Raw genomic sequence first — 12,360 nt, 5'->3', positions numbered from 1 at the left:
TTATGAGGGAATAAAATAATAATTGAAAAATACAATCTTTGTGATACAATAGTCCTTAGCAATATATGTTAAAGTTTTGACATAGTTTCAAAGCTTGACGGTTTTAATGGAGGTTTTGTTATGAAACGTTTAAGAATGATGCGTGCACCACTCAAGTATGTACAGGGAAAAGGAGCTTTGCTTCAGTTCCGTAAGGAAATGGAGTATATGGGAAAGAGATGGTTGTTTGTCTGTTCGAACAGCGGTTACAACAGCTGCCATGATGATTTGGAAAAGAGCTTTGAAGGCGAAGATGATTATCGCAGATATGAAGTATTCGGAGGAATGTCAAGTATCAGCGAGATAAAGAAAATGCAGGATATTGTTGAGACTGATAAGATTGATGTTGTTGTTGCGGTAGGCGGCGGTTCGGCAGTGGATGCGGCTAAGGCAACAGCATATTATATGGGGAAGAGAATAGTTATAATACCTACAGTTGCAGCTACAGATGCACCTTGTACAGGACTTTCGGTTATATATAATGATGACGGAAGTTTTAATAAATATTTATTCTATCCGCAAAATCCGGATGCGGTACTTGTAGACAGCAGTGTTATAGCTAATGCACCTGTAAAGTTTTTGATAGCCGGTATGGGAGACGCTCTTGGAACATATTTTGAAGGAAGAGCTTCACTTCGTACAGAGTCACCAAGTTTGGAGAGCGGCGGTATTACAAGAGCAGGTATGGCGATTGCAAAGGCTTGCTATGATACCTTAAGAAAATACGGAAAAGCGGCTATAGCTGCCTGTGAGAATAATGTTGTTACTCCTGCTTTGGATGCAATCATAGAGGCTACAGTTTATCTTTCAGGTGTAGGAGCAGATAATGTAAACTGTGCGGCTCCTCACTCATTCTATAACGGAGTTACTTCACTTGGCGGACATGAGGCATATCATGGTAATTGTGTGGCATTCGGTACTTTGATACAGCTTACACTTGAGTGTGCGGATAAGGCCGAGTTTGAGGATATACAGAATTTTTGCCTTGAAGTAGGACTGCCTATTACACTTGCAGAGCTTGGAGACTTTACATATGAGGATCTTCATACTATAGCAAAGAATGCCTGTGTAAAGGGAGAAACAATACATAATCTTGCAGGTGACGTAACACCTGATGAGTTGTATGCGGCTATTATAGCTACAGATGCTTTAGGTAAGGCAAGACTTGGCAAGTAATCTATTTAATGGATAAGTGGCTGTTGCCGGATAGATATTTTATCTTTTTGGTGGCGGCTTTTTTATGTTCTTTGTCAAATACTGGGGTGGGAGGTAAAATGAAATCAAAGCATGATGTAATAGTAATAAGACCGGGTTTAGTATATTTGTTTTTCAGTTTTATGCCTATAGTTTTAGGAGTTACATATTTTTGGGTATTAGGCAAAGCTTTACCGTCAGATAATCCGGAGACGGACAAGATGGCAAGGTGGATATTGCTATTATTTTTTTTGACTGTCGGATTAGTATCGGGATTATATGCGTTGCTTACCAAGATAAAAATTGACAATGAGAAAATAGAAATAACAAGGTTTCCTCTAAAAAAAAGGGAATATTTTTGGTTTGATATAACTACTGCAAAGATTATAAATGAGGCATTGGCTTACCCATGTGTGATATATACAGTAGAAAAAAGAATATCAAAAGTACCAAGGGCATATATAGGCTATGAAAAGCTACTAAATGAGCTAAGCAAAAGAAAAATTATTGAGGAAGATGATTTGTACCTGGAAGCCAGAGGAATGTTGGCATTTGATAAGCTAAAACTTAGAGATCTCTTTAGAAGGTAGTGGGAATAGGGTTAAAATATAATAAAAATAGATAGGAGAATAGCATAAAATGAATGATAACAAAAAAGAAACTATTTGAAATGATCTTGAAAATTTTATAAAAGAAAAAAAGAATGGGGAAGTATTGTATTTGGATGATGATACAGCACGATTTATGTTGGGAGAGGTCGGAGAAAATCCTATTATATGCTTTGGAATAAATCCAAGTACAGCTAATGATGAAAAGGATGATCCCACTATTTCAAAAATAAGAAAAATTGCATCAGAAAATAATTGTGACGGTTGGATAATGCTAAATCTTTATCCGCAAAGAGCGACAAATCCAAATGATATGCATATAAAAGCTGCTGATGATTTAACTGTAAAAAATTATGAAGTTATAAGAAGTGTTTTTAATATATACTCTAATGCTTTAACCTTGGCTTCTTGGGGGAACGCCATAGAGAAAAGAAAATATTTGAAAGATTGCTTAAAGGAAATTCTAGCTATTGACCCGGATAGGAAGTGGGTATGCCGTGGTAAACTAACAGTGAAGGGGAATCCAAGGCATCAATTATATGTACCCAATAATACCAAATTACAAGATTTATATTTTAGCTTAGAGGGAAAAGTTTTATGTAGCAAAGATTGAAAAAATAATGGTGTATAGATGTATATAATTATTGATAAATAATGTATATGAAAATTTGAACTTATAAAATAGTAGTATATAAAATAGATATTATTAGAGGAGGAGCATAGTGACTGACTATAAAAATATTCTAAATAAACATGAATATGATTTTATAAATAAAGAGGAGGTGTTAAATAATGTCAAAGAATAAAAAACTTGTTATAAGCTTACTTGTAATAGTTGTACTGATGGCAATAGTGCCTTTATTTATGCTTAAGAATGCCGAATTTGGCGGTTCTGATGATGCCGAAAGTGAAGTGGTTTCAGAAATATAGGGCGGAGAATATGAGCCGTGGTTTAATCCGGTTATAGAAACCGTCTTAGGAAAGGAACTTCCGGGAGAAGTTGAAAGTCTGCTTTTTTGTGTACAGACAGGTATAGGTGTCGGAATAATAGCTTATTATATGGGAAGATTTGTAGAAAGAAAAAAACAGGAAGATAAGAAAAAATGATGAAAGGCTGCTGCTTTGTAAGATGGATTGCAAGGCGGCAGCTGTTAAGTAACGGAATAAGCCGGTATGTATTTTTTTCAAATTTTTGTTTTAAATTTTTTATGTTAATGAATGTGAAAGAGGAGAATCGGCATATTTTGAGATTGTGTAAGTATATGTATGCAAGAGAAGATATGCAGTACACATAGAGTTTTAAGAAGATAATTTAAAATTATATTGCAGTTTATTAAAAAATTACTTTGTTCAATAAAGCTGATAATTTTCAGCAAAATCGTGATGAATATTAATAAAAGATTTGATAAAATATAAGTATCAAGGCAGTATTATTAAAATATAATTTACATTATATAGCCTTGTCGGTTGTTGTAATAAAGAGGTCAATGCTATAAAGTATATTGGCGGATTTATACAATTAAGCTTTAGCTTTGAGTCGGGTGGCCGAATAAAACTGAAAGTATGTGGATTTTACTGCTAAAAAGCGTTTAATGAAGGGGGCGGAAGATGAAAACGAAGGATAGTAAAATAGTGATAAGACCAGGTAAAAAATATCTGATTGCAATATTTTTGTATATATACATTACTTTTATGATGATTTGGGTTTTATGTAAAGTAGGCCCATCAGAAATTCTGGAGACGAAGTGGGCGGGTGTGTTGCCGTTGCTATTATTAAGTTCAAGTCTCGGAATATATTTTTTAGTATTTGTTTTATTTACAAAAACAGAAGTAAGCGATAAAAAGATATTAATAAATCAGTTTCCGTTTAAAAGAAGTGAGTATTTATGGAGTGAGATAAGCAATGCAAAGATTATAGGTGAAGCCTCTGAATATCCATGTGAAATCTATTCAGGAGGAAAGAGAATATTAAAAATACCGAGAAATTATTTTGGATATGAGAGGTTGTTTTATGAATTGGATAAAAGAAATATTCTCCGGAAAGATGATTTTTATGTAGCTGCCAAGGTAGCGTTGGAGATAGATAAAAGAAGACGGCAAGATTAGTACAAGTAAAGCATGTGATTATTGTATAGGGGTATAAGAAAGTAAGAATTAGAGGTGGTGGAATGCGTTCGAAAACGGTTCGATAAGAGAAGAGCTGGGTATTATTATGCCAATATTGCACGAAAATGGAATGATTACAATAATTATAATATTATGTTAGATAGTTCGACTCCTGTAATTGACGGATGTGCTACGGTACTGAAAGGTTTGCTTTCTTATTAGATTCTCTGTAGAAGGGCACTATGTCTGAAAAAATAGGTGTGTGTAAAATCAATATAGCATTAAGAAAGTCAGAAATGGGTTATTCATTTTTGACTTTTTTAATTACTTACAATACAAAAAGCTAAAAACATGCATTTTCTAATAAACATGTAGTATGGAATGAGGCAAGAAGTGGATGTTTTCACTATGTTAATATCCCATCTTCAACAGTTTGGGAATAGAAAAGTGGCTTAAAACCCTGTATTTACAAGGCTTTAGCCACTTTTTTAAGTATCTAAAAAATGTTGTATGGAAAGTTCAAGTTGAAATTTTTTTTATTTTTTTATTTAAATCTTTTGGCTGATAGTATTTCTTGTCCAATTCAAGATTAAAGATAGCATTTAATGATGTTAGTACTTGTGAATTATTATATGTTGACATATAGCATACATCTTCTAAATTAGCTACCTGCATGTTGTTCAAAGTTTCTATAACATTCTCTACAGTGAAATGCGTTCCATACATATCCAGCTTCTTTTCCAGAATCCTATATATTAAAAGAGCTGTGTAACAGACCATAAAGTGTGCTACTATTCGCTCTCTATTTTGATGAAATACAGGTCTGGCTGAAAAATTGGTTTTCATTATTCCAAAGCAGCCTTCTATTTTATATCTGTTTGAGCTAATCTCTAAGATATACTTAGCTGAATCTTCAAGATTTGTTGCTACTGCATAGAATCCATCATACTTCTCCTCTTCATTTATGGCTTCTTGGTTAAGCTCGTAGGTATCTACAGCTTTTTCACCGGAGTATGTTGATGTGGTTCGTTTTATAAAACAAGTTATATCAGTTGCCCCTTTTTTATAGGTTTCCGGATCCAGCTTAGTAAGGAGTTTCTTAGACCTTTCTATCTGGTGATTTCGTATAAACCTTTGATATTCCATCATTTTTCTTGAGAATGAGACAATAATCTTTTGTGGAACTACGGCCTTTGACTTAACTTTCTTAATAGTACCATTCTTACATGCCTTTTCTTCATAAAGTTCAAGGTCAAATGCCTTATCAGCAGGGATTATCTTGTATATCCTATCATCGTACAGTTCTGCATTAACTTTATCAAACCTATCAAAATCTTTCATTTGCTGAATAGTTGCAGGTTTGTCATTAGATAATAAGCGATAATCAATATCACTAAAAATAGCTTCTTTTAAGGTATTAGAAAGCATCTTTATGGATTGAGTAACAATAAAAGCTCTGCCACCCATAGAATTAAAATTTCTGATATTTAAAGACCCAAGACCGGCATCAGCACAATAAATAAACTTTTTACCATTAAACATAGTTATTAGCTTTTGTTCCAAAGGAATAGCAGTAGTTTGCTCATTATCAGAGCCGGAAGAAATACACATAGATAGCGGTATTCCATCTTTGTCCATAAATAGTCCCATTTGTACAATAGGATTTGGTCTATGCTCTTTACTCACACCATATTTTCGTAGACCTTTAGTCACTTCACCGGTTACCGGATCAATATAATCTTCATCATTTGATTCTATTTCAAAGTAATAGTTTGAGCAGTCAAAAAAACATACAGAGGTATCTCTCTTTATTAATTTCGTACTTGCATCATATAGATGAGAAATATACTCATCATAATGATCATACATGATGTCAAGTGTACGAAGAATGTGTTCGTAACCAAATGTAGGTTGCTCGTAAAAGCCAACAAGATTCTGATGAGTACCTAGCTTGGAGTCAGGATTAAGTATACGAGAATAAGTAAGGAATCTATTTACCAGGTTTGGGTCAAACTGTATTCTAGTATCTTTTATTATATTTTTGAAAAAGGCTCCAATCTTAAGATCATGGTAAAAAGGGAGAAACAATACATAACCTTGCAGGAGATGTAACACCTGATGAGTTGTATGCGGCTATTATAGCTACAGATGCTTTAGGTAAGGCAAGACTTGGCAAGTAATCATAATGATAAGTAATAGGGCTGTTGTCTAACGGATATATCTGTTTGGCAACGGCTTTTTTATTTGAAATAAAAGTCAAAATATAATGTATATATGATAAAATCATAAGTGAATTGATATCAAGTTCGGTTCAAAAATAAAGATTAAGAATACCGAGTGCTTGAGAATATGAGGAGTAAAAAGAGTAAGAGAATGAAAGATATTTTAAACAAACCCGAATATGATTTTATAAATAAAAATGAGCATCTTGGAAAGCATGTGATTTTGCTTGGGCTTGCAGGAAGCTATGCATATGGGACAAATATAGAAAGCAGCGATATAGATATAAGAGGAATTACACTCAATCAAAAATCGGATCTTATAGGACTTACACAGTTTGAACAGTATGTGGACGATAATACGGATACCGTTATCTATGCATTCAATAAAATGGTGAATTTACTTTTGAGTTGCAATCCGAATACAATAGAGTTGCTTGGACTTGCACCGGATAATTATCTCTATCTTAATGATATCGGTAAGATGCTTCTTGATAATAAACGATTGTTTTTATCAAAAAGAGCTATTCAGTCATTTGGAGGGTATGCGGATGCGCAACTTAGAAGATTACAGAATGCACTTGCCAGAGACACATTTCCACAAAGTGAAAAGGAACAGCATATTTTTAATTCTGTAAAGAATGCAATGTACAGTTTCAACTCAAGTTATAAGAACTTTGAAAACGGAAGTCTGGAAATTTTTATAGATAAGGCAGTTAATCCGGAACTTGAAACTGAAATATTTGTCAATGCCAAGTTGAGTCACTATCCGCTAAGAGATTATGTAAGTATGTGGAATACAATGTCAAATGTTGTAAAAGACTATGATAAAATTGGCAAGAGAAATAAAAAGAAAGATGATCTTCATTTAAATAAGCACGCTATGCATCTTATGAGATTGTTTATGATGGCCATTGATATACTGGAAAAGGGAGAAATCAATACATACAGAGAAAAAGAACATGAATTGTTGATGGATATCCGCTTTGGAAAATATCAAACAGATGAGGGAACTTTTTCGGACAGCTTCTATGATATGATGAGAGAGTATGAAAAGAAACTGCATTACGCTTCCAAGCATACGCAATTACCGGATGAACCGGATTTTAAAAGTGTGCAGGAATTGGTTATGACAATAAATGAAAGGGTGATTCGTGATGAGATATGATAATTATAAAGAGAATATAGAAGAACTGATTCTTTCTAAAATAAGAGAAATAGAGGAAAAAGAGAATATAAAAGTGCTACACGCTATTGAATCGGGCAGCAGAGCTTGGGGATTTGCCTCGCATGACAGCGATTATGATGTAAGATTTATCTATGTTCGCAATAAGAACTTTTATTTATCCCTTCGAGAGAACAAGGACTTTATCGATTGGGAATTAAACGAGGTGCTTGATATCAACGGATGGGATTTAAAGAAGGCATTAAAGCACTTTCACAAGTCCAATGCCACATTATTTGAGTGGAGCAATTCTCCAATTGTGTATTACACAACGGATGTGTGGAAGGAACTTTACGACAGAACGGCATGCAAGTACTTTGCATGTAAATCGGCACTTTATCATTACTACGGTACGGCAAAAAAGAACTACTACGATTACCTATGCGATGACATGGTAAAATATAAAAAGTATTTTTATGTGCTGAGGCCTATTCTTGCATGCAAATGGATTGAAGAAAAGAAATGCCCACCGCCGGTACTCTTTGATGAATTGGTTAATACCGTTCTTGAGGATAATATGAAGGCTGCGGTAGAGGATTTGCTTGCAAAGAAGGTAAAAATGTCCGAATCCGAAAAAGGCCCAAGGGTTGAAGCGATAAATAATTATATAGAAGAGAAGTTGGAATATTATAAGTCGATTTTGGAAACAATGGAGGATGACAGGAATACAGACTGGGATGCGCTGGAAAAGGAGTTTATTGGGGTGGTAGACAGTATTTAGTTCGTAAATGTTTGCATTTTGGACAGTTCTTCAGAAATACAAGATGAAGAACTTGCTACTCCGCTTAATTATGGAAAAGCTTTTTTCTCGGAATATATGCCAAAGGTTACAAAACTACGTCCTACCGTTATTAGTAAGATGAGAAATAAGGAGGATTTTGTAAAGATTCTACTATTTGATCATGTTATATTTAATACAGATAGAAATCCCGGAAATCTTTTAGTATAATTTTTTAAGGGCGATATTTCACTAAAAGTAATAGATCATACACATGTTTTTATTAATCAAACATTTTGGGATGCAAGTTGCTTGAAACGGGCAATGGAAGAAAATGATTTATTAGACACGAAGGTATTGGAGTATAATTCTTACTTGTATGAAATGTTTTTTGAAAATTTTTCTGTTAGAAAGGAGATGTTGGAAAAGGAAAGTTCAGTCTTTAAAAGCAAGATTAATCATGATATAATAACAGAATTCATCGACATTATTCCGGAAGAATGGAGACCGAAACAGAAAGATATTGATGAACTTATAAATTATATTCTATATAGAGTCGATAATTTGGATGTGATAATATCCACAATTTTGACATATAATAATAGATAGGGAAGGAGGAAATATAATGTACAACATTGAATATGCAGCATTGAATTATTATCATTCACCTATATCAGATGAGTGCTTGTGTATAGGTGTGTTGTTTCACAATGTAACAACAGGACAACGTGATTTCAAATATATCTCCAATTTCCAACGGTTTCATGCTTTTGATGATGAAGCGGATATTGATTTTGTTAAACTCTATTTATGAGGTATTAAGGATGAAGTTGAAACTTCTGTCTTTAATTTTAACAAAGAGTTTGAGCTTGCTTCATATGTCAAAGTGTATGCGAATGAATTTAGATTCTCATCAGTTAGAACTCTTACAGTTAATGAAAATGAGAACTATGTTGAGGATTTATCGAAAGTATATTTGAAATATGATTTAGCAAGATCACAGAGATTAAACTGCAATGAGGAAAAGAAATTAATTCGTAGAGTGCTTGAATCAAATAATCTTGAATATACTACTCAAAAAGTTGATGAGCCATATAGCGACGAAATTTCCTTTGATTATCAAGTTGGAAATGTATGTATTAATATGTTTTCATTTAAAGGAAAAAACTTAAAGCGAGTTATCGGAAGTGCCGGACAATGGTCTTTTGTAGCTGACGAGTTGGGAGAACAAAAGAGAGTGCTATTCATATATGATTCAGATTATGAAGATATGGGCAATCTCGATATAATTATTAAGATACTATCAAAGAATGCAAAGATTCTGAAATTGGATGATGGAATGGATTATATTTTGAATCAGTGTTTGTAGAGTCAAAGCCGTAGATGATGTGTCTGCGGCTTTATTACTTATATTCCTGAAAACCTCGCAAATGGGGCAATACAGGGCAAAAAGGAGTAAATAAAACTATGATAAAAGTACTTTTTATCTGCCACGGCAATATATGCCGTTCACCTATGGCGGAGTTTATAATGAAAGACAAAGTAAAAAAGCTTGGGCTGGAGGATATGTTTGAGATAGCCTCAGCAGCTACAAGCGCAGATGAGATATGGAACGGTGTAGGTAATCCGGTGTATCCTCCTGCAAAAGATGAACTTAAGAAACACGGGATAGCCTGCTCGGGCAAGAAGGCAAGGCAGATAGTAAAGTCCGACTATGAAGAATACGACTACCTGATAGGAATGGACGATGCCAATATAAAAAATATGAAGAAAGTTTTTGGAAAGGATGATAAAGTATATAAGCTTTTGGGTTTTGCAGGAAGTGATGAGTCGGTATCCGATCCTTGGTATACCGACAGATTTGATACAGCTTATAATGATATAGATAGAGGAGTGGACGGATTTTTGAAGTTTTTGGAGGAGAAAAATGTCATCAATTAAAAAAGTATTGATAATAAAGATTATATTGGCAGCTGTTTGTATTGCGGCAGGCTTGATATCATTTTTTGTGCTGGCAGGCATTTTCAGTAATGTGGATTTCTATGCGGATACTATAAGCGCACTTGATAAGAGCAGGAGCAAGGTGATGGAGCTTGCGGCTGCAGCGGTAGCGTCATCTTCCGCCATAACACTTTTGCCGGGAGATATAGGCACTCCTGTTGCACAGGAACTTGCAGAGATGAGCAAGTATTTTTTGATTGTACTTTGTGCCATCTATCTTGAAAAATTTTTGCTGACGGTAACAGGAATGGTTGCATTCAAGTATATCATTCCGGTTGCCTGCCTTTTGTTTATTATATTTATAGCATCGAATGAAAAGATGTTTGCAAAGATTGCAACCAAGCTGTTTTTATTCAGCCTGGTTATATCATTTACAATACCGATCAGTGTAAATATTGCAAATATGATAGAAAGCAACTACGCCTCGTCCATAGATACGACACTGAACGACGCCAAGCAAAATACTCAGACTGTTACAGATGATGCAAAGGAAGAGAGCGGCAATGCCATAGATAAGTTTGTAAACAATATAACAGGCAATGCAAACGAAATTCTAAAGAAATTTGAGAATACCGTAAGTTCATTTATAGAGGCAATTGCAGTGATGATAGTAACTTCATGCCTTATACCTATAGGTGTGTTGTTTTTCTTCCTTTGGCTGGTAAAACTGATATTTTCAATAAATGTAAACGGCTTCAGTTTTATGCGTAGGGAAAACAGGTAGATTATGTTAAAAAGATAACGTTAAAACATTGACAATGTAACGAATGTGATGTATAATATAAGCATGAAATAACTGTGACAGTTCAGTTTTTAGTTCTGCTGCATATTTTGTAAGAGGTTAAATTTATTTGCAAAGAGTGATTTTGCTTACACTTTTTGCTTAATATATTAAATTCAATATGGAGGCTGTATATGAGATTTACATTACCAAGGGATATTTATCACGGAAAAGATTCACTTGAGGCTTTGAAGAACTTCACCGGAAAGAAAGCTTTTGTCTGTGTCGGCGGCGGCTCTATGAAGAGATTCGGCTTTTTGGATAAGGTGATAGACTACCTTAAAGAAGCAGGCATGGAGGTAAAGCTTTTTGAAGGAATAGAGTCCGACCCTTCTGTAGACACTGTAATGCGCGGTGCTAAGGAAATGATTGAGTTCGGACCTGACTGGATAGTGGCTATCGGCGGAGGCTCACCTATTGATGCCGCTAAGGCTATGTGGATAAAGTATGAGTATCCGGATTGTACATTTGAAGATATGTGCAAGGTATTCGGTATCCCTACACTTAGAAAGAAAGCAAAGTTCTGTGCTATTTCTTCCACATCGGGAACAGCTACCGAGGTAACAGCTTTTTCAATTATCACAGACTATGAAAAGGGTATCAAATATCCTATAGCAGACTTTGAGATAACACCGGATGTTGCAATCGTAGACCCTGCACTTGCACAGACTATGCCGAAGAAGCTGGTAGCACATACAGGTATGGATGCTTTGACACATGCAATTGAGGCGTATGTATCTACTGCAAACTGTGATTTTACAGATCCTCTTGCACTGCATGCAATAGAGATGATTCATAAGTATCTTATAAAGTCATACAATGGGGACAAGGAAGCAAGAGATGCAATGCACAATGCACAGTGTCTTGCAGGTATGGCATTCTCTAATGCATTGCTTGGAATAGTACATTCAATGGCACATAAGACAGGTGCGGTATTTGGAGACTACGGTGCTCACATTATACATGGTGCCGCAAATGCAATGTATCTTCCTAAGGTAATCGCTTTTAACGCTAAGGACAGTGAGGCGGCTAAGAGATATGCAAAGATAGCTGATGTACTGGGTCTGCCGGGAAATACGCAAGAAGAGAAGATAAAAGAACTTATCAAATATGTCAGAGGAATGAATGACGAGCTTAATATTCCACACTGCATAAAGCATTACGGTGCTGATTCATATCCTACAGAGAACGGATTTGTACCTGAGAATGTATTCCTTGAGAGACTGCATGATATAGCTGTAAATGCCGTAGCGGACGCTTGTACAGGCTCAAACCCTAGACAGCCGAGTGTTGAAGAGATGGAAAAACTTTTGAAATGTTGCTATTATGATACTGAAGTTGACTTCTAATATAAGCAGAGACATGAAAGCTTAGTATCTCAGCATAATGAAACACATCAATGACGTAAGTTGTTGGTGTGTTTTTTTCGGCTTATGAATCATTTATAATAAATATAAAACTTGTTATCA

Annotated in this window: 12 protein-coding genes and 2 pseudogenes; 13 read left to right on the top strand and 1 reads right to left on the bottom strand. The window is 34.9% G+C overall.

Going from position 1 to position 12,360, the window contains the following annotated elements; genetic code table 11:
- The first annotated feature begins 120 nt into the window (after positions 1-120).
- From ACO6FI_RS03325 to ACO6FI_RS03305, 5 genes and pseudogenes are all read left to right on the top strand, one after another.
- A complete protein-coding gene (locus ACO6FI_RS03325; protein ID WP_485456100.1) occupies positions 121-1,215 on the top strand; it encodes a glycerol dehydrogenase in 1,095 nt (364 codons plus the stop codon).
- A 98-nt stretch (positions 1,216-1,313) separates the two neighbouring features.
- Positions 1,314-1,823, top strand: a complete 510-nt coding sequence (locus ACO6FI_RS03320; RefSeq protein ID WP_485456099.1) for a hypothetical protein — start codon at positions 1,314-1,316, stop codon at positions 1,821-1,823.
- A gap of 130 nt (positions 1,824-1,953) precedes the next feature.
- Positions 1,954-2,454, top strand: a complete 501-nt coding sequence (locus tag ACO6FI_RS03315; RefSeq protein ID WP_485456098.1) for a DUF1643 domain-containing protein — start codon at positions 1,954-1,956, stop codon at positions 2,452-2,454.
- A gap of 179 nt (positions 2,455-2,633) precedes the next feature.
- Positions 2,634-2,948, top strand: a pseudogene (locus ACO6FI_RS03310) (energy-coupling factor ABC transporter substrate-binding protein).
- 501 nt (positions 2,949-3,449) lie between these two features.
- Positions 3,450-3,947, top strand: coding sequence for a hypothetical protein (locus tag ACO6FI_RS03305; RefSeq protein WP_485456097.1), 498 nt, complete (start codon positions 3,450-3,452; stop codon positions 3,945-3,947).
- Between the two features lie 519 nt (positions 3,948-4,466).
- On the opposite strand, the pseudogene ACO6FI_RS03300 reads toward ACO6FI_RS03305, so the two are convergent.
- A pseudogene (locus ACO6FI_RS03300) lies at positions 4,467-6,023 on the bottom strand (IS1634 family transposase); the annotation flags it as partial.
- A 297-nt stretch (positions 6,024-6,320) separates the two neighbouring features.
- Between ACO6FI_RS03300 and ACO6FI_RS03295 the strand changes: the two are divergent.
- The 8 genes from ACO6FI_RS03295 (at position 6,321) to ACO6FI_RS03260 (ending at position 12,240) form a co-directional block, all read left to right on the top strand.
- Positions 6,321-7,334 (top strand): nucleotidyltransferase domain-containing protein, encoded by a 1,014-nt coding sequence (locus ACO6FI_RS03295; protein ID WP_485456096.1) that lies wholly within the window; start codon positions 6,321-6,323, stop codon positions 7,332-7,334.
- Complete coding sequence (locus ACO6FI_RS03290; RefSeq protein WP_485456095.1) at positions 7,324-8,112, top strand: nucleotidyltransferase domain-containing protein; 789 nt, start codon at positions 7,324-7,326, stop codon at positions 8,110-8,112. Before ACO6FI_RS03295 ends, ACO6FI_RS03290 begins: the two co-directional genes overlap by 11 nt.
- 321 nt (positions 8,113-8,433) lie before the next feature.
- Positions 8,434-8,718, top strand: a complete 285-nt coding sequence (locus ACO6FI_RS03285) for a hypothetical protein (protein WP_485456094.1) — start codon at positions 8,434-8,436, stop codon at positions 8,716-8,718.
- 16 nt (positions 8,719-8,734) lie between these two features.
- Positions 8,735-8,923, top strand: a complete 189-nt coding sequence (locus ACO6FI_RS03280; RefSeq protein ID WP_485456093.1) for a DUF3037 domain-containing protein — start codon at positions 8,735-8,737, stop codon at positions 8,921-8,923.
- Between the two features lie 162 nt (positions 8,924-9,085).
- Entirely contained in the window at positions 9,086-9,478 is a 393-nt protein-coding gene (locus tag ACO6FI_RS03275) for a hypothetical protein (protein WP_485456092.1), read from the top strand.
- A gap of 98 nt (positions 9,479-9,576) precedes the next feature.
- Positions 9,577-10,050: a low molecular weight protein-tyrosine-phosphatase gene (locus ACO6FI_RS03270; protein WP_485456091.1), complete on the top strand. Its 474-nt coding sequence runs from the start codon at positions 9,577-9,579 to the stop codon at positions 10,048-10,050.
- Positions 10,037-10,834 (top strand): beta-carotene 15,15'-monooxygenase, encoded by a 798-nt coding sequence (locus ACO6FI_RS03265; RefSeq protein WP_485456090.1) that lies wholly within the window; start codon positions 10,037-10,039, stop codon positions 10,832-10,834. The genes ACO6FI_RS03270 and ACO6FI_RS03265 overlap by 14 nt, the downstream gene beginning before the upstream one ends.
- 191 nt (positions 10,835-11,025) lie before the next feature.
- Positions 11,026-12,240 (top strand): iron-containing alcohol dehydrogenase, encoded by a 1,215-nt coding sequence (locus ACO6FI_RS03260; RefSeq protein ID WP_485456089.1) that lies wholly within the window; start codon positions 11,026-11,028, stop codon positions 12,238-12,240.
- Positions 12,241-12,360: the final 120 nt, after the last annotated feature.

The sequence above is a fragment of the Lachnoanaerobaculum sp. genome, assembly GCF_057250505.1.
This window is presented reverse-complemented; position numbering and strand designations above follow the sequence as displayed.